This window comes from Thalassobaculum sp. (genome assembly GCF_040219215.1).
GTDB lineage: Bacteria > Pseudomonadota > Alphaproteobacteria > Thalassobaculales > Thalassobaculaceae > Thalassobaculum_A.
Genome location: NZ_JAVJSX010000031.1, coordinates 156,210 through 176,624, shown reverse-complemented (window position 1 = coordinate 176,624; position 20,415 = coordinate 156,210). Strand labels below are relative to the sequence as shown.

Below are 20,415 nucleotides of genomic sequence, written 5' to 3'. Positions count from 1 at the left end.
GCCGTGCGTCCGCCGACCGCAATCGATGAGGATCCCACGGTCGTCCAGACCCGGCCGGGCACCCCTCGGCGGACATTGCCGCCTTCCGACGGATCACCGCGCCCGCCGCTTCGTCCCCAAGCGGTCTCCGGCTCGGTCGGACCGGTCGACCTGAAGTCGTATCAGAGTCGCAATGCCTACCCGAAGAACCCGCTGATCGCCGCCGCCGGCACGCTGTTCGACCTGATGATCGAGTTGGCCGCCACCAGCGAGCATCGGGACGTCGCCGAGTTGCAGCGCAAGGTCGTCGAAGAGATCCAGTTGTTCGAACAACGAGCCACCTCGGCCGGCTGCCCGAACGATCACGTGCTGTCGGCGCGCTATGTGCTCTGCTCGGCGCTTGACGAAACCGTTCTGCTGACGCCGTGGGGCGGGGACAGCGTCTGGAGCCAGCGGAGCCTGCTGTCGATCTTCCAGAATGAGACCTGGGGCGGGGAAAAGGTGTTCGCCCTGCTGCGGAAGCTGCGCCAGGACCCGGCGCGCAACCTCGACGTGAACGAACTGATCGGCCTCGTGCTGGCGCTCGGGTTCGAGGGCCGCTATCGGGTCCTGGAGAACGGGCAGGCCGAACTGGCGGATCTGAGGCACGAACTTCACCGCGAGGTCGGCCGCCAGCGCAGCCGCACCCCACGACCGCGGAGTGTCGATTGGGAAGGCGTGAAGACCGGCCGCGGGCTGCGCCATGTCGTACCGATGTGGGTAGTGTTTGCGCTGACCTGTACGGTCATCCTCGGCATGTTCACATTGTTCGACCTGAGCCTGGATCAGATCAAGGCACCGGTGGTCGAGCTGGCGCGGATGATCGCTGCATCTGAACCTGGGTCTTAGGCGCAAATGAGAATTCTCTCTGCTATTGGCCGAATGCTGTTCAGCCGCACGACCGTCATCCTGCTCGGACTCATCGCAGTTGGCGTGGTCGTCTGGTTTGCAGGGCCGCAGATCCACATCTTCGAAAGCATCCCGCTTGCCTCGGCGACCGCGCGAATCGCTACGATCGGCGGGATCGTTCTGCTGTTCGTCGGCCTGGAACTCCTGCGTTTCTGGCGGGTCCGCCGACTGAACAAGAAGATGATCGAGAATCTCACGAACAGCCAATCGCTCACCGCCATGACGGACGGTGCCGCCGATGACGACCTGGAGGTTCTCCGGCAGCGCTTCGAAGATGCGATGTCCGCGCTGAAGGAAAGTTCCATCACCGGCCGCCATCTCTATGACCTGCCCTGGTACCTGATCATCGGGCCGCCCGGTGCCGGAAAGACCACGATCCTGCGCAATTCCGGACTGGAGTTCCCACTGGCCGAGCGCCTCGGCGTCGAGGTCATTGAGGGAGTCGGAGGAACCCGAAGCTGCGATTGGTGGCTGACCGATCAGGCGGTGCTGCTGGACACCGCCGGGCGATACACGACACAGGACGTCAATGCAGCGTCCGACGCGTCGACCTGGCGCGGATTTCTGAGCATCCTCAAGGAAAGTCGGCCCCGCCAGCCGATCAACGGCGTGATCATAGCGATCAGCCTTGCCGACATCCTGGTTCAGGATGAACAGGAGAGAAAACGCACCATCGAAGCGGTGAAGGCGCGCCTGCAGGAAATCATGCGCGGCTTCGGCATACGGATGCCAGTCTATGTCCTGTTCACGAAGTCCGATCTGGTCGCCGGGTTTGCGGAATTCTTCGAGGACCTCGACGATGAGGGGCGCGAGCAGGTTTGGGGCGTAACCTTGCCGATGGGCAAGTCCAACACCAGCACGGCTGCGCTCACCACGCTGCACAACCAGATCGATGGTCTGCTGGAGCGGCTGAGCAGCCACGTTCCGCGACGTCTGAACGAAGAGCGCAGCGACGATCGGCGGCGCCAGATCTACGCGTTCCCCGAGCAGGTCGCGGGTATTCGCCCCCTGCTGGAGAACTTTGTCGAGGAGGTGTTCCGACCCAACCGCTACTCCATGCAGCCGCTGTTCCGGGGGATGTACTTCACCAGCGGCACTCAGGAAGGGACACCGATCGATCGCATGAAGGCCGCCTACGCACGCGCCTTCGGATTCGATCCCGGACAGTCGTCACCACACCATGGTCCGGCCAAAACGTTCTTCATCAAGCGCCTGCTGACCGAGGTCATTATCAGTGAGCGTGGTCTGGTCGGGCGTAACCGGACGATCGAGCGGCGCATTTTCCTGACCTACCTCAGCGTCTATGCGGCATGCGCTCTCGCTGTCCTCGGCCTCGGCACGTTGTGGTATCGCGGGCATGTCGAAGCGAAGGCCGAGGTCGAGCAGTACACCGCCAACTTCGATGCGATCGATAAGGGTATCGCCGCGTTCAACGCCAACCCGAGTGTGGAAGCCGCTCTGGTTCCGCTCAACACCCTGGGGCAGATGGTCGACTTTGTTCGCCGCGGCGCGATCGAGGAGAGGCTTGAGTGGATCGATCTCCACTTCGATGCGAGGCTGCGCCGACCGTTGATCGACGCGTATACCCGCCTGCTGCACCAACTCATGCTGCCGCCGATGAGGAGCCTTCTGGAAGGCGCTCTGCAACGCGCCACCAAGCGTGGCGACGCAGAGGAAATCACCGAATTGCTGTCGCTCTACTTGGGTTTCGGAAGCCCCGAGAAGTTTGATCGCGCCGCCATGGAGCGTTGGCTAACCCTGGAGTTGGAGCAACGCTTCCCACTGCGCCCCGATCTGAGGGAAGCGGTGGATCGGCACGCCCAGTCGCTGTTGGACACCTGGCCGGGCGAGCAGCCGTTAAAGCAGGAGGTTATCACCGCGGCGCGCCGTGCCCTGATCAGCGTCCCGCCGATCGACCAGATCTACACGGCGCTGGAAGCCGAAGGCAACCGCTTCGCCAGCAAAGACCTGAGCGATATCGTCGGGCTTGATGGCCTGCAGATGCTGGTTCGCCGGTCACCATCCCGTACCGCACCGGTCATTCCGTACCTTTATACGTCGGACGGCTTCTACAACATCTTCCTGCGCAGGCTACCGACCTTGGGCCGCAGCCAGGCCAGCGACGACTGGATCGTCGGACCGGAGGCCAAAGCAGCCAACGAACAGGACCTGTCATCGCTGCTGGATGCCGCCACCAAGCGCTACACCGACAACTATATCTCCACCTGGCGCCGGTTCCTTGACGACATCGAGTTGCGCGACCTGCGCGACATCGGCGATGCCAACTCCGTCCTTGCCATTCTCTCGGGCACCCAGTCGCCAATCAATCGGCTTCTGAATGTTGTCGCGGACAACACCGACCTGAGTTTTCAGGCCGGATCGCTTGGCAACGGTGCCGGCTCTCAGATTCCTCAAGGCGTCCCCGGTGGTGCAAAGGCAGCGGCTGCGGTTTCGGCAGCGGAATCGGTTGCGGCTCGGGTCGCAGGGGCCGCCACCCAAGTCGGATCGCCAAAGAGCTGGCCCGGCACGCCGATCAACAAGGCGTTCTCCGATATCCAGGCGCTGGCACGCGGCACCAACAACCAACGTCCCGGCATCAACGACATTCAACAGCAGATCATCGCCGCCTACGGGCAGATCAACGCCATCGATACCGCCTCGGATGTCGGCAAGGCGTCGTTCGATGCGGTCCGGCAGCGCCTGAAGGCCAAGGACCAGCGCGACGCGCTGTCACAGTTGTCCACGACGGCAATATCCCAGCCGGCGCCGCTGCGACGTATCCTGGCCGAACTGCCGCCACGGCTGTGGGGCGCGATGCTGTCGGAGGCACGCGGCTACCTGAACGATCAGTGGCGACGCGACGTGGTCGGCGAATGCACGCGGGCTATTCTCAGCCGTTATCCGGTCTACCGCGACGGTCAGGATGAGACCACGATAAAGGATTTCGGTACGTTCTTCGGACCGGGTGGAACGCTTGAGACGTTCCAGACCACCTACCTCGCCGACTTCATCGACACGACAAACCGGCCCTGGAAAAACCTGCTGGTGCAGGGCGATGGGCTGAACCTTTCTGCGCCGTTCCTCGACTCGCTGCAGAACGCATCGGTGGTGCGCTCGACGTTCTTCCGCAGCGGCACGCCGGCGCCCTCTGTCAGCTTTACGTTGAAGCCGACCTACCTCGACGCCCAAGCCGCCCGGATCGCCATCGACACCGGATCGCAGATCATCACGTACCGTCATGAGCCGCCGCGAACGTTCAATCTCACATGGCCTGACCCGAGCGCGAGCCAGCAGATCACGGTTACGATGACCGACACCAACGGAAGCTCGACCAGCACCCAGACCACCGGGCCTTGGGCCTGGTTCCGGCTGTTTGATCAACTGCAGCTGAAAAAGACCGGACTTGCCGACAAGTTCGTGCTTCCCATCGCGATCCGCGACATGAAGGCGACGTTCGAGTTGGGTGCCGACAGCATCAACAACCCGTTCGAGCTACCCGAATTAACCCAGTTCCGCTGTCAGCCCGGCCTTTGACGCCAGGACGATCGCCGGGTTCGTTTCGCCTGCACGCCATCGCGATCGGCATCAAAACGTGTGCCGGCCGCTGATCACATGGCTGATTGAGAGAGGCAGATGCCAGGCTGTTACGGCAAGATCCCCGCGCTGGGCGACTTCCTGTCCCGGAACCTGCCCGGGACCTTCGTCGAAGCGTGGGACGGTTGGCTGCGGTCCGCCATGACGGCCTGCGCCCGTGACGGCGACGACGACTGGATCGACCACTACCTCTCAGGACCGGTCTGGAGATTCGCGATCGCGGCTCCGGCAATGGGCGAGATCAGCCGAGCCGGTGTCATGGTGCCAAGCGTCGATCGCATCGGTCGCAGCTTTCCAATGACCGTGCTGGTCGAGATTCCGGACGGCCTGACCGCCATCGACATGGCAACGACCTGGGCTGAGGGCTTTGAGCGGGCGGAGGCACTGGTCCTGGCGGCGATTGGACGAAGCCTCGCCCCTGAAGCGTTCGTCACCCATGTCGAGAGCCTGCCGAAACCGTCGCCGGTGGTCGACGACAGTCTCCCTGCCCGCCAGCGCTGGCACCCGGATCCAAAGGTCGGATTTGGTGTTCGGATGGAAACGGCGCCGTCCGACCAGATCGGCAGTTCCGGCCTTGCGACCTCCCTTGCCCTTCCACTTTTGGCCGATGCGGTGGACGGCTACTCGATCTGGTGGCATCCAAGCTACGATGACCGCCCGGCGAGCACGATCCTGTTCGCCGGACTGCCTCCGCCGGAGGCCGCCCGAGGAATGCTGGTAGGCTCCTGGAAGGACTGGGGATGGCAGGGCTGAGCCCATCCTACTCGTGGCAATCGGCCGCCTTGTCCCATTGCGGGCAGCGCCACCGGGAGAACCAGGATTCATGCCTCGATCGTCCAGACCTCGGTCTGTGGGCCGTCGCCGACGGCATGGGCGGTCACGCGGACGGGCACATCGCCAGCCGTACCCTCTGCCGCGAACTTGGCCGCATCACCGCGCAGAACTCACTGATCAACCTTGCCCGTGCCGTAGACGACGCCATCGCCGTCGCCAACACCGAACTCTTCACCCGCGGAGCGACGGCGCAGCCGAGCATCGTGATCGGCACCACGGCCGCAGTGCTGTTGGTTCACAGCGGGTACGTCATGTGCGTCTGGTGTGGCGACAGCCGGATCTACCTGGTCCGCAACGGCGAGGCATTCCTGCTGACTCGGGATCACACCCCTGTGCAGGAGATGCTGGATCGGGGCGAGATCGATCGTGCGGCGGCCAAAGCGCATCGGGCTTCTCACATGATCAGCCGAGCCGTAGGCGTCTCCGACGTCGCTGAAATCGACCGTCTGGCGATCGAAGCACACGCGGGCGACCGATTCATGCTGTGCACCGACGGCATCAGCCGTCACGTGGCTGTGGATGAGTTGGCCGGTCTCGTGGATGACAACCCTGAGCAGACAGTCCGGCGGGCCGTCGATCTCGCCCAGGCACGCGGAGCGACGGACGATGTCACGGCGCTTGCCGTCAATCTCTCCGACGGAGCGCCTGCGTCATGACCGATGCCATGCGCGAGGCGTTCCGCGAGCGAATGGGGTCAGCCGTCCGATTCTTCGCAGCGGCGCCCGACGACAGCTCCGCACGCCGCGAACTCGCCTCGCTTCTGACTTACGGCCCGGGCGCCCGGGCGTTGTTTGACGAGGTACTGCTGGGCCTGACCGGTGACGGTTCGATATCGCGTGCCGCCCTGACCTCGCTCAGAGCCTTCGCGATCCATGTGGCGCGCACGTCCACTCAGCATACGGTGAGCCCGGCATGGCTCGACATTCCTCCCGACCAGGATCAGGTCGATGAGACCGTCCTGCGCGGAACCGACAATGAACCTCCGGCCGATTCTGCCGCAGACGATGACCCTGGCAACTCATCGGGAGGCAAAGGCGAGGACGAGGACAAGGCCGGGACCAGCCCGGATGTCGAGCTGCCCAAGAGAACGCTGTGCGCGAACCGCTATGTTATCGAGGAACCGATCGCGGTTGGGGGAATGTCGACGGTCTACCGGGCGATCGATAATCGCAACGGTCAGGTCGTCGCCTTGAAGGTTCTGCGATCATCGCTGACCGATGACCAGGATATGGTGGAGACATTCGCCCGCGAAGCGGATAACGCCTGGTCCCTGAACCATCGCGGTTTCGTGAAAGTCCTGGCACAGGGCTGGATAGACGCCCAGCCGTTCCTCGCACTCGAGTTCCTGGAAGGGCGAAGCCTGAGCACGGTGATGCGGCAGGAGTTTGCGACCGGCGCACCTTGGCCGGTCGCGCGCCGGATCCTGACGCGAATTGGCTCCGCCATCGCCCATGCCCATGCCAAAGGCCTCGTGCACGCCGACCTGAAGCCTGGAAACATCTTCCTGCTCGAAAATGGAGACCCTCGGATCCTCGACCTGGGCGCGGCGCAAGTCGTCCACGGCGAAGCCAAGCTCGATCAGGAACGTGATCGCGACGTTGGCGGCGGAGCCCTTACACCGGCGTACGCCAGCGCGGAGATGCTGCTGGGCGCTTCCGCGGAACCCCGAGACGATATCTTCTCCCTGGCGGTGATCGGCTACGAGTTGATTGCCGGCCGGCATCCGTACGACCGATACACTGCCGACCGGGCACGGCATCTGGATCTGCAACCGACGCGGCCACCCAACGTACCTGCACACGCCTGGCGAACGCTCCGCCGAGGGCTGGCGCTGCGTCGCGGTCGCCGTCCACTGAAGATGCGCACGTTCGTGGCGGGCCTGCGGACGCCGTTTCCGACGATCACGGTCGCGCTCGGTACCATCACCCTGGCGGCCTTGATTGCAGTCGCTGCCTGGACGCATCACCACCACGACGAAGCCAGCCACCACTGGGAGACCGGGCGTCGCGCCACCGAACTGACCATTGATCTGCTGGGCCTGAGGCCGCTGCCCGAACGGCCGCTCGACAGCCTCTCGGTCGCAACCAGGCTGAGCGAAACGACCGGGTGGGACGCGCCGCGCGACATCCTCGTGCAGCGGCTGTCGGACCGGCTGCAGCCCGAGGCCCTCAACGACGGCGACAACGCTGCGCTCGAGCGCGCGACCGGCGCCGTCATCGCCCTGCGGGAGACCGGGCACACGGCAAGCCATCACAGCGCGGCGACCCTGGTGGTCACCCGCGCAATCCTGGCCCGGCTGTCCACGTTGATCCAGCAGTCAACCCCGCTGCCAATCGAGCCGATCTCCCATCTTCTGGAGATGCTGCATGAGGTCGATCCGGATGGTGTTCGCGTCGTTGCGACCCATCTGACCGATCTTCTGAACGAACGCCGGCACTTACTCAACTCGGATGCCGAGCGCGCCGAGTTCGACCGGCTTGCCGCCATACTTGTCGAACGGTTCCCGATCGTGCCACCACCGATCCGGGAGCCACACTGGCCCACCGAACCGTAGGGTGAACCGCCCGGTGCGGCCGTGCTGTCAGAACATCGTTGGCCGGAACGCCGTTCGATCCAGCTTCATCCAAGCACCGAGCAGATCTCAGCCGTGCAGGACTCGGTCGAACCGCCTCCCCCGATGTCCGGCGTCACCGCGCGGCCGTCCTTCAGCACCGTGCCCGTTGCCTCACGGATGCGCGCCGCCGCCTGAGACAACGCCGGATCTGAATGGCGTTTGCCCAGCCAGTCCAGCATCATCGCGCCCGACAGGATGCAGGCGATCGGATTGGCGAGCCCCTTCCCGGCAATGGTCGGAGCCGAGCCGTGAGACCCCTGGAAGTATCCGTGGTCCCGACCGATCTCGCCGGACGGTGCCAGTCCCATCCCGCCCATGATCGCGGCCCCGAGATCGGACAGGATGTCGCCGAACAGGTTCTCGCAGACAATGACATCAAAGTGCTCGGGTCGCTCGAGCATGTGGACGGTCATCGCGTCGACGATCACATGCTCGACCTCGACATCGGGGTATTCGGCCAGAACACCGTCGGCAATCTCACGGAAGAAGGCGTAGCTGCGCAGCACGTTCGCCTTGTCGACGATGGTCACGCGCTTGACCCCGTCGGCGGGCGCGCCCTGGCCGTCCTGCGCCAGTTCCGCCGCGTAGCGCACGATGCGCTCCACGCCCTCGCGGGTCATTACCAGCGTGTCGGTCGCGATCTGGCCGCGGATGACGTTACCGCCGCCGCGCGCGGCGTACAGGCCCTCGGTGTTCTCACGAACGATGGTGAAGCGGATATCGTCCGGGCCTTTGCCGACAAGGCGGCGCGGCGCGCCCTCCATAAGTCGGATCGGGCGAACGTTGGCGTACAGATCCAGCCTCGCCCGGATCTTCATGGAGAAGTCCTGGCCGGCTTCGGTTCCGTCCGGGAACAGCACGTCGGGAAGCCCCGCCGCCCCGTGGAGTACCGCGTGAGCCTCCCGGCAAGCGATCTCGGTCGCTTCGGGGAACGCCGTGCCCGTCCGTCGAAAGCACTCGGCGCCGGCGTCGTAGTCCTGGAACTCGATCGGGAACGAGGCTCCAAGCGCCTGTTCAAGCACCTGCACCGCTGCAGCACTTACTTCAGGACCGATACCGTCTCCAGGGACAACAGCGATGCGGTAGCCGTTACGGCCTACCGAAGGATGGCGTTCGGGCATGTGGGATGTTCCGCGGGTGATGTGAGGACAGAATCAACAATGCATACATTAATGCATGGACTAATGCTGCCGGCAAGTCGTTGAACCGCTGATCAACTGCGCCCGGCCGATACACCACCGTCGACCATGTAGACCCCGCCAGTACAGAACGATCCGTCGTCGGAAGCCAGGAACAGCATCATCCGTGCGACCTCCTCGGGCTGGCCGTATCGGCGCAACGGCGTGGACTCCGCCATCGGCTGGCGGTTGCCCCGGTCCGGATTGTAGGAGTCCTCGAGCCGATGGATCATCGCCGTCTCGATCGGCGATGGATTCACCGTGTTGACCCGGATCTTCGACGGTGCCCCTTCCATCGCGCCCGAGCGCATCAGCCCGATCACCGCGTGCTTGCTGCAGATGTAGGGCGAGATGCCCGGGACCGCCCGGATCCCGGCGGTCGACGCGGTGATCACGATCGAGCCGCCGCCACGCTTGGCCATCTCCGGCATGGTGTATTTCAGTCCCAGCCAGACTCCGCGGACGTTCACAGCGATTACCTTGTCGAAATCATCGTCGCCCTGGTCCTGGATACGCGCGACCTTGCCCTCGATCCCGGCGTTCAACAACGCTACATCGACCCCCCCGAAGCGCTCGACCGTCCGGGCGATGCAGCCTTTGACCTCGTCGGCGTCGGCGACGTTGACCACGGCATGATCGGCCTTGTCCTCTCCGATCGACCGTACCAGCGCGGACAATCGGTCGCTATCCAGGTCAACCAGCATCACCTTCGCACCCTCGGCTGCGAACATTCGCGCCGCAGCCGCCCCGATCCCGCCAGCGGCACCGGTGATGATCGCCACCTTGTCGTCGAGCTTGCCCACAGGACTTCCTTTCGATGATCGCGCTTGGAATAGCCGGCTAAGCCGCGCTGGTCGGCCTAGCCGGTTCGTTTCAGCCCCTGGCTGCCCGACAGTGTGAATCCCTGGTAGCCGTTCGCCGCCACCTCGTCGCATTTGCGCCGGTAGACACCGACGCCGCCGACATACGGCATGAACACCCTTGGCTTGCCGGGAATGTTGGCGCCCACGTACCAGGAGTTGGCCACCGGGTAGAGCGTGCTGTCGGCGACCTCGTTGACGTGTGCCACCCAGCGGTCCTGAGCCTCGGGTTCCGCTTCGATCCGCGATATCGCGCGATCCCGCGCGTACGCAATGAGGTCGGTGATCCAATCGACATGCTGCTCGATCGACAGGATCATCTGGCTCTTGACGCCCGGACTACCCGGGCCGGTGACCAGGAACATGTTCGGGAAGCCGGCGACCGATAGCCCGAGATAGGTCCGCGGCCCCGCCGCCCAGAGGTCGGCCAGCGCGGCTTCGCCCTTCACCCGAAGATCGATCTCCCGCAACGCGCCGGTCATGGCATCGAAGCCGGTCGCAAACGCTATCGCATCCAGTTCGTACTCCCTGTCGGCAGTTCGCACGCCGCGCTCGGTGATCTCCTGGATCGGTGCACGGCGCACGTCCACCAGCGAGACGTTGTCGCGGTTGTAGGTCTCGTAGTACCCGGTATCGAGACACAGCCGCTTGGTGCCGATCGGATGATCGGTCGGCGCCAGCAATTCGGCCACGGCCGGGTCGTGCACGATGCTGCGGATCTTCTCGCGCACGAACTCGGCCGCCGTCTCGTTGGCCTTCTCGTCGACGAGAAAGTCGTTGTAGCAGGTCAGGAAGCCGATGCTGCCGCCGCGCTGCCAGAGTTCCTCATACCGGCGTCGCCGCTCGTCGGCCGGGACCTCCAGGGCCGAATGCGTCGGCGACGGATATCCCGACACGCCGAAGCCGGATGTTCGGGCTTCCTGGCGGCGCGCCGGATAGCTCGCCTTGTGCGGATTCTCCCGGCTTGGTTCCATCGGACCGTTCTGCGCCGGCAGGCTGAAGTTGGGAGTGCGCTGGAACACGTGCAGATGCTTGGCTTGGCGGGCGATCAGCGGGATCATCTGGATCCCCGATGACCCGGTGCCGATGATTCCGACCCGCTGGCCGCTGAAGTCGACCCCTTCGGCCGGCCACATTCCGCTGTGGTACCAGTTGCCCTTGAACGTCTCCAAGCCCTTGAAGTCCGGAACCTTCGGAGTGGACAGGTTGCCGGTCGCCATGATGCAGAACCGGGCCGAAACGGTGGCACCCTTGTCGGTGCGCAAGGTCCACCGGTCCGTCGCCCTGTCGAACTCGGCAGCGACGATCCGCGTGTTCAGCTGCACATCGCGCAACAGGTCGAAGCGCTCCGCGACGTGGTTGATGTAGGCCAGGATCTGCGGCTGCGTGGCATAGCGCTCCGGCCACTTCCACTCCTGATCCAGTTCCTCGGAGAAGGCATAGGAGTATTCCAGGCTCTCGATATCGCACCGGGCGCCCGGATAGCGGTTCCAGAACCACGTTCCCCCGACCCCGCTGCCGGCCTCGTAGGCCCGAGCCGTCAGGCCGAGGCCGCGCATCCGATGAATGGCATAGAGTCCGGCCAGCCCGCCGCCGACGATGGCGACATCGAGCGTGTCGGCGTGATCCAACGGGCGAACGTCGGACTTGGCTGCACTGTCGGTCATCGTTTCATCCCCTGGAAAGCTTGCACGGGTATCGACGTTACTCGGCTTCAGTCCTCGTCTGCGTCTTGTGCGCTTATTTGTTCGAACATACCCTCACCGTCACGTTTGTCGACATGCAACGACGATGACGGGCCGTGAATGCATCAGGCCAAACCGTCGTTTCGGCGTTCAGCCGATCCCCGGCTCGCACCGGTCGGGGTCGTTGGCCAGTTTGATTGGAGGATTCGATCGATGGCGCTGCATCCCCAGATCCAGCTCGCTCTGAAGGCGCTGGCCGACGCGAAGCTGCCGGCGATCGAGACCATGGCTCCTGCGCAGGCGCGCGAAGTATTCGATGCCATGGCGAAAGCACGGGGTGGCACGTCCGCGCCGATCGCCCGCGCCGAAGACCGGACGGTGCCGGGAACCGGTGACGACGTACCGGTACGGATCTATTGGCCGAACGGCGACGGTCCATTCCCGGCGGTCGTGTACTTTCACGGTGGCGGCCATGTGCTCGGCAATCTGGACACGCACGACGCTATCGCCCGCAACCTGTGCAACGGCAGCGGCGCCGTGGTGGTGTCCGTCGACTACCGGATGGGCCCGGAGCATCGGTTCCCGGCCGCTGTCGATGATGCCTGGGCGGCGTATCGCTGGGTCGTGAAATCCGCCTCGGAGCTTGGAACCGATTCGACCCGAACCGCCGTCTGCGGCGACAGTGCCGGCGGCAATTTGGCAGCGGTCGTCGCAATCCGGGCGCGCGACGAGAGCGACTCGGCGCTCAAGCTGCAAGCTCTGATCTACCCGGTGGCCGACTACAGCCTCATCGGTGACAGCTATGAGCGCTATGCAACCGGGTACGGCGTGCTGACAACCGCGGCGATGCGATGGTTCCAGACCCACTATCTGAACGGCACCAGCGACGCGGAGGACTGGCGCGCTTCACCAATCAAGGCGCCAAGCCTGTCGAGCCTCGCCCCCGCGGTGATCGTCGCGGCTGAATGCGACGTCCTCTGCGACGAAGGGGCCCGCTTCGCCGACGCCTTGCGCAACGCCGGGACACCGGTCGACTACAAGCTCTATCCCGGCATGATCCACGGCTTCTTTGGCATGGCGCCAGTGATCGACGATGCCATCAATGCCCAGCGCTACGTGGCCGATGCGTTGAAGCGCGCACTGTCGTGAGCCGCGACAGACCGAGCCGGCTCAATCGGCCGAGACCGCCACGGTCAACCGTCCGAGCCATCCGTCGATGCTGGGCGCGTCGGCGATCGACTTGCCTTCGTCGAACAGCCGAAGGAGCGTATCGGGCGGAATGCTGCTCCCTGCCCGCTGCAGGCAATCGTCCCACTTGGCCCGCAGCTGGCTGTCGGTCAGCGGATCCTGTGGCGAACCGGGCAGCGCGGTGATCGTTCGCGACACGCTGCTGCCGGATGCCGGCACCAGGGTGACCGACACCGGTGCGGCGCCCACGTCCGCTCCGTGCCTCGACGGTTTGTCATCCTCAACCACCGTCACGTCCGCCAAACGGGCCTGCACATCGGATCGCAGCACGGCTTCGTCGGTGAAGCTCTTCAGGCCGATATGCCCGTCGGCCAATCCGGCGACCACGGCGTATGGTGCACTGAACAACGCGTTCAGGCCGGATTTCGGCCGCGGATGGATCAGCGGCTTGGTGCCGCCGTTCGGCATCTGGACCAGCGCCGACTTGACATCGGCCAGCGTCATCCCGGTCTCGCGCCGCAGCGCCAGGATCGCCTCGATGATCTTGTGCAACAGGTAGCAACATGGGTAGCGCTTCTGCTCGAAGCCCGGCTCCGCGATCGCGAACGGCGCCCCCAGTCCCAGGCCGTCCGGCCAGGCACCGACCTCCCCGCCGGAGAACGCGTTCAGGAAGCCCTCGCCATCGAATGCCTCGGCCGTGCCTTCGATGCCGGCGGCCGCCAGGCGAGCGGCCTTCTGACCGTTGGAGGCAGCGATGCCGACGTGCAGCGACTTCACCATCGAACCGAAATTGACGCGCAGCCCGGATGCCAGGCTGGCAGCGATGGCAAGGGCGTGTTCGGTCTGACCACGATCAAGGCCCATGATCCGCGCACATGCCGCAGCGGCGCCGATCGTGCCGAGCGTGGCTGTGGCGTGAAAGCCGAGTGTGTAGTGCCGGAATCCCATGGCCTGTCCCAGGCGGATCAGCACTTCGGTGCCGACGGCAACCGCCTCCAGCAAGGCACGCCCGGACGTACGCTCCCGGGACGCGGTCGCCAGCAGTGCCGAGAGGACCGGCGCGCTGGGATGGCACACGGCAAGCATGCTGACGTCGTCATAGTCCAGGACATGGCTCGCCATACCGATCAACAGTGCCGCATCGTCGGAACGATAGCGCTGCCCAGTCCAGAACGAAGGGACGCCACCTGGGCCGGATTGAGGCTCCAACGTGCGAATCAGAGCCCGGACCCCAGGCTCAACGCCGCCCGCCAGGGTCACTGCCAGGGTGTCCAGAACGATCGGCGTCGCCTGCTTCAGGACGGCGGCATCAACCGCCGCGTTGACCACGAACGAGGCGAGCCGCCCGGTTGTCGACAGCGCGGCCTTGGCGGGATCTGCTCTGGTCAACGATGTGACGGACATTGAGGCCTCCGATCAGCAGCTGCGCAGAATGAAACTAGCACATTTGTTCGAAGTTAATAATGAGAACCGGAGGCAGAACGGCGTCGCACTTTGCGCGGCTCAGCCGATTGGCTTATCCTGAACCGACCCACGAACTTCGCAGGCATCGAACTCAATGACCGATGGGCCGGCTTCGACCTCGCGGCATGGTGACCTTGCGGAGCTGCTGACGGACGAGATCCGGTCGGGACGGTTCCCGGTCGGCACCCGCTTTCCGACCGAGATGGAACTGCAGGATCGCTTCGGGGTCGGCCGGCACACCATCCGCGAGGCCCTCAAGCTGCTGGCCGAACAGGGCATGCTGGGCCGCCGACGCAAAACCGGCACCGTCGTCCTGGCCGATCGCCCGGTGGCGCCGTACGTGCACAGCCTGCGCGACCTGAAGGGACTGCTCGACTTCGCGCAGAACACCCGCCTCGATATCCGGCACGAGGGCTTCGTTGCGATCAGCGACGGCACGATCGGCGGGTTCACCGATCTGCCGGATAGACGGTGGTACCGGATCGCCGGCCTGCGTTCGACCAGATCCGACGGCAAGCCGCTGTGCTGGTCGGAGATCCTGGTGCCCGAGCCGTTCAAGCCGGACCGGAACGCGATCCACTCCGGCAGCGACGCCGTGTACGAACTGGTTCTGGCACAGAATGCCTTGAAGCTGGACTACGTCGAGCAAACCATCTCGGCAACCGATTTTCCCGGCGAGTATGCGACCCTGCTTGCCGCCGAAGCGGAAACCGCGGCACTGATGGTGAGTCGCCGATACGTCGCCCACACCGGCGCCACCTTCGAGGTCTCGCTGAACCTCTACCCGGCGAGCCGCTACTCGGTCAGGAGCGTGATCCGCCAGCGGGTCTGACCAGACGTTCCCACACCCAGCGGCGCGTCCGGCGGGGTCACACCAGATCCCGCAGGCCGGCACGGTCGGCGACAACGATCCGGCCGATGTTGTCTGCGGATCTGTCCGGATCCAGGATTGCGGTATCGAGCGTCCGGGCGAAGCCAGCCACGGCCTGGCTGATCTCCGACGCGTTCAGGTCCCGCGCGTCGTACCCGAAGGAGTTGAGCAACCGGCGTTCCCGCATCCGCCCCAACGCGGCATACGAAACCCGGTCGATCACCGGCTGGCGATCCGCCAGCGCCTCGATGGGTTTCAGCACCGTCCAGTTGCCCCTGCCCCATGGCAGCAGATCGAACGGGTACCAGTTCAGGAACAGGCAGGGCGTACCGTACAGCAACGGCACCAGCGACAGGCCCGAACTGGAGCCGATGTGGAACGCCGCCGTTGCCGGCAGCAAAACATCCAGTTCCGGGGACTTCAGCGCCGAAGTCGCGTAGTCGATGACGCCATCGGTCGCCGGCAACGGCGTCATCGTGCGGTCGCCCAGCCGAATCACCCGGTAGCCTTGTTCGACCAACTCATTCAGCGCCGGCAGGTACTCGACGACATTGGCGTTGCGCAGGTCGTGGCGCTCGTTGACACGATACCCCGCTTCCCGGCAGTGCACCGTGACGATCCGGTCATCCGGAGCGATGCCACTTCGGTCATAAAACGCCACCAGGGCCGGGTGGGACGGCACCGGCCGGTCAAGGATCGCACCGGCCACATTCCCGGCCCGGTCCGCCACGACCCCGCAGGCCTCGAAGTAGTCGACGAAACGTCCATCGACCCATTCGAGATTCTGGCTGGAGTGGTTGTCGGCGAACACCGATCCGGGTTCGACGATCTCCAGGTTCCGGGACAGGCCCTGCATCTGATCCCAGAGAAACCGGTTGGCGATCCGGCCACGCCAGACCTTCACACTATTGAAGTCAAAGACCTGCAGGTCCTGGCCTTTGATGAGATACGCCAGCACCACCATGTGGCCGATTGCGAACGTCCACTGGTCGGTGACACCGCGCACCTCCGCGCCGTAGACCGTCTTGCGCATCCAGCGGGTGTAGGCGGAAACGTTCTGACCTATCTGGGCGGCCTCGGCGAGATACCCGGCGTCCGACAGGATGGTCCGGATGTACTGCTTGCCGACCATGATCTCGAAGGCCTCTCGCGCCGAGGACGGGATGGTCTCCTCCGACAGCAGCGAGATTGCCTTCTCGAAGTTGTCGTGCATGTCAGCGAACCGGTACGGCGTGGCGGTGATCTTGGGGATGTCGAGCCGGGCATTGACCATCATCGACACCGCTACGAACGGCACGATCAGCCGGTCCGAAAGTCCGCCGGAATTCGCGAACCGGCTGAGTTCCTTGCCACCGATGGCGCGGGTGGCGCCGATCGCCTTGCGCAGCACGTCGCCGTCAGGCTGGGTCGTCAGCGTGGCCAGTCGACAAAACCAGCGGAAGATCGTCCGGTTGTCGGTCAGTCCACGAATTCCGTCCGCCCAACCGTCGGCACTCTCCGGCTGGTTGATCAACTGGCGCCGAACCGCGCAGCCCGGAGCTTTCTCGCTTACCTTCACCGGCAAATGCCCCTTGTCTCGATACCCGACCCAGTCGGTCATGCCCCTGGTTCCAGCATACCGGCAACAGACATGCCGGTGTCACTCGGCGTTGCGCGGCTGAACCTACGCGACAAGCCAACCGTCAGCGTGAACCGTCAACCATGGCGCCCAACCCGCCCGTGAGCGGTTTGGAGGTAAACCATGCGTTAACTGGTTCCTCCCTATGCTCCGCGCCTCATCATCCAAGGGGCCAGAGTGTTCAATACAACCCAGCCAGCACCCCAGGCTCAATTCGACCCGTTCAATCTGGTCGATCTGCCAGCCGACCCGTCGTTGGTCCGCGCAACCCGCCTCGCCGCCCGGACATTCAAAGCCCAATACGCAGCATTTCTGTTGGACCTGGGTGATCGCTTCTACGTGGCCGCGCACCACAACCTGGATCATCGCTTTGTCGACAAACACTCTGCCGTTTGCTCGATGGTTGTCGAACAGCAGCGGCCCGTCACGGTGCATGACCTGTCGGAACACCCTCGATTCCTTGGCCATCCAATGGTGATCGACGCCCCCAACCTGAAGTTCTACAGCGGCGTTCCGGTGTTTGGCCCGTCGCGACAGGTTGTCGGCGTGCTGTGCGTCGTCGACCCAGGTACGCGCGACAGTGCGGCCGACGAATTGGAAACCCTGGTCGAGTACGGGTTGTTCATTGAAGAAGCGTTGCAGCACCGTTGGTTGACGATCCGTGACGCGTTGACCGGCCTCTACAACCGTCGATACTTCGATGATCAGGCGTTCACCGAATTGCGGCGTGCGGCCCGGAATGGCGAAGATATCAGCTTCGCCTTGGTCGACCTGGATGATTTCAGGCGCCTGAACGACCATCATGGCGATGGACACGGGGATATGGCGCTACAGCAGGTCTCGCGCATCCTGGCCCAGCGATTCCGGCGTCCAGGTGACATCGTTTGCCGGTACGGTGGTCAGGAGTTCGCCATCGTCCTTCCCGGCACTCCGCCGGATCAGGCCGTCCGGCTGCTCGATGACGCGCTGACCTCACTGCGTGAGTACGCGATCGCCCACGACCTCAGCGACAGCGGGATCGTAACGTTCAGCGCCGGGGTATCGGGATGCACGCCGGCCGCAGATCCTCCACGGGGTCTGCTGGAGGACGCGCTGAAGCAAGCCGACTGGGCGCTCCGTGCTGCCAAATCGTCGGGCCGGAATCGTGTCCGTCAGGATACCCCCACTAAGGTCGGATCCCATTGACTGGCACCAGAGGATAGCAGCGCCAGCGACCCTGGCAGCCTGTGAGTGCATCCCGCTGTGTCAGATCGCTGGGGATTCCGTCGTTCGCCTGGCTCATCAGGCAGACTGGATCCCTCAAGATCCGACCTTGTGATGTGCCTCGAAAACCTTCGTTTCCTGCGTCACACCGCCATTCGTCACAGTGTGCTCGACGAAGGTCGGCAGGCCTGAAGGGATGATGGTGTCTGCCCGCGCAACCCCCAAAAAGATATGCTTCGACGTAGAGGGTTCGATCGGAAACCAGCACGGGTCGTCAAACGTGCCGGCATAGACGCCGACCGCGTCGGGAAACCGTTCAAAGCTCAGCCAGAGCTTGGTGCCGCAGTTTCCGCAGAAGTGAACGTGAACCACCTTTCCGGACCCCTTGGACACCAGATCGAACGTCTTGGGCGAACCGGCCAGCAGGACGAGGTCATCTTTGCCAAAGATCGGCTCAACCATGTAGGCCGAACCCGTGGCCTTCTGACAGAACCTGCAATGACAAACCGTGACTCGACCCGGATTCGCGAGAGTTGCGTACCGAACGCCGCCACAAAGACATCCACCTTCGTTTCTTGTCATCGGTTGCAGTCCTTTGTGTTGGTGCCCACCCGGAGGAGACGACATCCCGGGGGGATTGCCAAGCACAGCGCAGGACCGGGGGCCATCAGTGTCGGCCACGTTACCGCTCTGAGCTCAACGCAATCATCGCTGCACGCGACGTTGCAGAGGTAAGCCAACTGCACATTGGCCCTGGACGCCGCGGCCGCGGCTTGTGACGATCCGACAGCCTCATCGCTTCATCCGGTCCGACTTACAATCGGAAAGGCATCCCCAAATGGCACGTGTCCTGGTAATCGTCCCGTTCCCGATGGACGCTGAGAATCTCGGCAAGCGAAAAGCCCAGCTCCGCTCGGTCAAGCTTGGGCCGGATATCGCATTCGACTTCAAGGCAGTCGGCATCGCCCCGGCCAACTACGTCAGCCAGCAGGATGCACTGCTGGCCGACATCGGCATCCTCGAGGCCGGCCAGACGGCACAGGCCGACGGATACGACGCCGTGTGCATCGATACGGTCAGCGATTCCGGAATGTCCGCCCTGCGCTCGGTCCTCGACATTCCCGTCATCGGCCCCGGCCGCCACGCCATGCTGACCGCCCTGATGCTGGGCGAGCGCTTCTCAATCGTCTGCATGTGGGACCGCTGGCGCCCGCTCTACGCCAAGACATTGGCTGAGTTAGGGTTGGAGAGCCGCTGCGCCTCGATCCGATCGGCCGACCTCCAGCCGAACAATCAGGAACTGCTGGGTGGGCGCGAGGACGAGGTGTTTCCGGTTCTCCTGGAGGTTGCGACGCGGTGTGTCGAACAGGACCGTGCCGACGTCATCGTCCTCGGCTCCACGACCATGCACGAGGCCCACGCTTATCTGGCCGAGCGCTTGCCGGTCCCGGTCATCAATCCTGGCCCCTTGTCCTACCGTTTGGCCGATACTGCGATCCGGCTGCGGCTGAGTCACTCCAAGAGCACGTATCCGACGCCTCTGACGCCACGCACCGATGCGATCGCGGCGATGGGCGCATCGGTCCTGACGAGCGAGGCTTAGACCATGCCGAAGATTCTGGTGATCAACCCATTCCCGCTCGACGAAGCAGGAGTCGCGCGCCGCGCCGCGCAGACCGGGCATGTGACGCTCGACGCCGACACCGAACTGGTGTTTCGGCCGGTGAAGTTCAGTTCGATTTCATTCATGAGTCCGCACGACTGGCTTCTGATGGACCTCGGAATCTACGAGGCGGGCCTAACGGCGGAACACGAGGGCTTCGACGCGGTCGTCATCGACACTATGAGCGACAGCGGCATGGCGGCTTTGCGATCGGTTCTGTCGATACCTGTCATCGGCCCCGGCAAGGCGTCAATGCTCTACGCCATGACGCTGGGCGCGAAGTTCTCGGTGCTGGCGCAGTGGAAGCCGGCGCTGCCGCGCTACCGCAAGGTGATCCGCGAGTACGGGTTCGAGCGCCAGTGCGCGTCCGTGCGATCGTTCGACGTGGAACCCGATTTCGTGAACCTGACGGAAGGCAAGGAAGACGCAACCTTTCCAACCATGCTGCAGGTTGCGATGCAGTGCGTGGAACAGGACGGAGCGGACGTGATCTGCCTGGGCTCCACCACCATGCATCAGGCCGCGGAGTATCTGGCGGAGCGTCTGCCGGTGCCTTTGGTCAACCCCGGCCCCCTCAGCTACAAGCTGGCGGAGACGCTTCTTGGGCTCGGGCTCACCCACAGCCGCAAAGCCTATCCGGCACCAATGGTCCGGAAGGATGCGCTGGTTCACGACCTGGTCAGAGCCGGTGCAGCCCACCTCGACGGGTGACGGAC

Annotated in this window: 16 protein-coding genes; 10 read left to right on the top strand and 6 right to left on the bottom strand. The window is 64.2% G+C overall.

Annotated features, from left to right (window positions below; translation table 11 throughout):
• Positions 1–3 precede the first annotated feature (3 nt).
• The 5 genes from icmH to RIC54_RS20570 all read left to right on the top strand — a co-directional run bounded on the left by icmH (position 4) and on the right by RIC54_RS20570 (position 7,909).
• On the top strand, positions 4–867 hold the full coding sequence (gene icmH, locus RIC54_RS20590; protein ID WP_350091160.1) for a type IVB secretion system protein IcmH/DotU: 864 nt from the start codon (positions 4–6) through the stop codon (positions 865–867).
• A 6-nt stretch (positions 868–873) separates the two neighbouring features.
• Positions 874–4,461 carry a type VI secretion system membrane subunit TssM gene (tssM, locus tag RIC54_RS20585; protein WP_350091163.1) on the top strand — a complete coding sequence of 1,196 codons (3,588 nt, stop codon included), beginning with the start codon at positions 874–876 and terminating at the stop codon, positions 4,459–4,461.
• 99 nt (positions 4,462–4,560) lie between these two features.
• The gene (tagF, locus tag RIC54_RS20580) at positions 4,561–5,274 is read left to right on the top strand and encodes a type VI secretion system-associated protein TagF (protein ID WP_350091166.1); all 714 of its coding nucleotides are present in this window, start codon (positions 4,561–4,563) and stop codon (positions 5,272–5,274) included.
• Positions 5,262–6,011 (top strand): PP2C family protein-serine/threonine phosphatase, encoded by a 750-nt coding sequence (locus RIC54_RS20575; RefSeq protein WP_350091169.1) that lies wholly within the window; start codon positions 5,262–5,264, stop codon positions 6,009–6,011. The genes tagF and RIC54_RS20575 overlap by 13 nt, the downstream gene beginning before the upstream one ends.
• Entirely contained in the window at positions 6,008–7,909 is a 1,902-nt protein-coding gene (locus RIC54_RS20570) for a serine/threonine-protein kinase (RefSeq protein ID WP_350091172.1), read from the top strand. Before RIC54_RS20575 ends, RIC54_RS20570 begins: the two co-directional genes overlap by 4 nt.
• A gap of 65 nt (positions 7,910–7,974) precedes the next feature.
• On the opposite strand, the gene RIC54_RS20565 is transcribed toward RIC54_RS20570, so the two are convergent.
• The 3 genes from RIC54_RS20565 to RIC54_RS20555 form a co-directional block, all read right to left on the bottom strand.
• Positions 7,975–9,090, bottom strand: a complete 1,116-nt coding sequence (locus tag RIC54_RS20565; protein WP_350091175.1) for an isocitrate/isopropylmalate dehydrogenase family protein — start codon at positions 9,088–9,090, stop codon at positions 7,975–7,977.
• A 92-nt stretch (positions 9,091–9,182) separates the two neighbouring features.
• Positions 9,183–9,950, bottom strand: a complete 768-nt coding sequence (locus RIC54_RS20560; protein ID WP_350091178.1) for an SDR family NAD(P)-dependent oxidoreductase — start codon at positions 9,948–9,950, stop codon at positions 9,183–9,185.
• Positions 9,951–10,006: 56 nt separating this feature from the next.
• Positions 10,007–11,674, bottom strand: a complete 1,668-nt coding sequence (locus tag RIC54_RS20555; RefSeq protein ID WP_350091181.1) for a flavin-containing monooxygenase — start codon at positions 11,672–11,674, stop codon at positions 10,007–10,009.
• Between the two features lie 231 nt (positions 11,675–11,905).
• Between RIC54_RS20555 and lipP1 the strand changes: the two genes are divergently transcribed.
• On the top strand, positions 11,906–12,841 hold the full coding sequence (lipP1, locus tag RIC54_RS20550) for a LipP1 family hormone-sensitive lipase (RefSeq protein ID WP_350091184.1): 936 nt from the start codon (positions 11,906–11,908) through the stop codon (positions 12,839–12,841).
• Between the two features lie 21 nt (positions 12,842–12,862).
• Here lipP1 and RIC54_RS20545 read toward each other — a convergent pair whose 3' ends face one another.
• A complete protein-coding gene (locus RIC54_RS20545; RefSeq protein ID WP_350091187.1) occupies positions 12,863–14,284 on the bottom strand; it encodes an MmgE/PrpD family protein in 1,422 nt (473 codons plus the stop codon).
• Positions 14,285–14,438: 154 nt separating this feature from the next.
• Between RIC54_RS20545 and RIC54_RS20540 the strand changes: the two genes are divergently transcribed.
• On the top strand, positions 14,439–15,176 hold the full coding sequence (locus RIC54_RS20540) for a GntR family transcriptional regulator (RefSeq protein WP_350091190.1): 738 nt from the start codon (positions 14,439–14,441) through the stop codon (positions 15,174–15,176).
• Positions 15,177–15,213: 37 nt separating this feature from the next.
• On the opposite strand, the gene RIC54_RS20535 is transcribed toward RIC54_RS20540, so the two are convergent.
• Entirely contained in the window at positions 15,214–16,815 is a 1,602-nt protein-coding gene (locus RIC54_RS20535) for a TIGR04372 family glycosyltransferase (protein WP_350091193.1), read from the bottom strand.
• 195 nt (positions 16,816–17,010) lie between these two features.
• On the opposite strand from RIC54_RS20535, the gene RIC54_RS20530 reads away from it, so the two are divergent.
• A complete protein-coding gene (locus RIC54_RS20530) occupies positions 17,011–18,018 on the top strand; it encodes a sensor domain-containing diguanylate cyclase (protein WP_350091196.1) in 1,008 nt (335 codons plus the stop codon).
• 114 nt (positions 18,019–18,132) lie between these two features.
• On the opposite strand, the gene RIC54_RS20525 is transcribed toward RIC54_RS20530, so the two are convergent.
• On the bottom strand, positions 18,133–18,618 hold the full coding sequence (locus tag RIC54_RS20525; protein WP_350151381.1) for a GFA family protein: 486 nt from the start codon (positions 18,616–18,618) through the stop codon (positions 18,133–18,135).
• A 256-nt stretch (positions 18,619–18,874) separates the two neighbouring features.
• Between RIC54_RS20525 and RIC54_RS20520 the strand changes: the two genes are divergently transcribed.
• Both RIC54_RS20520 and RIC54_RS20515 read left to right on the top strand, forming a co-directional pair.
• Positions 18,875–19,639, top strand: a complete 765-nt coding sequence (locus tag RIC54_RS20520) for an aspartate/glutamate racemase family protein (protein WP_350091199.1) — start codon at positions 18,875–18,877, stop codon at positions 19,637–19,639.
• Positions 19,640–19,642: 3 nt separating this feature from the next.
• Positions 19,643–20,410: an aspartate/glutamate racemase family protein gene (locus tag RIC54_RS20515; RefSeq protein WP_350091202.1), complete on the top strand. Its 768-nt coding sequence runs from the start codon at positions 19,643–19,645 to the stop codon at positions 20,408–20,410.
• Positions 20,411–20,415 lie beyond the last annotated feature (5 nt).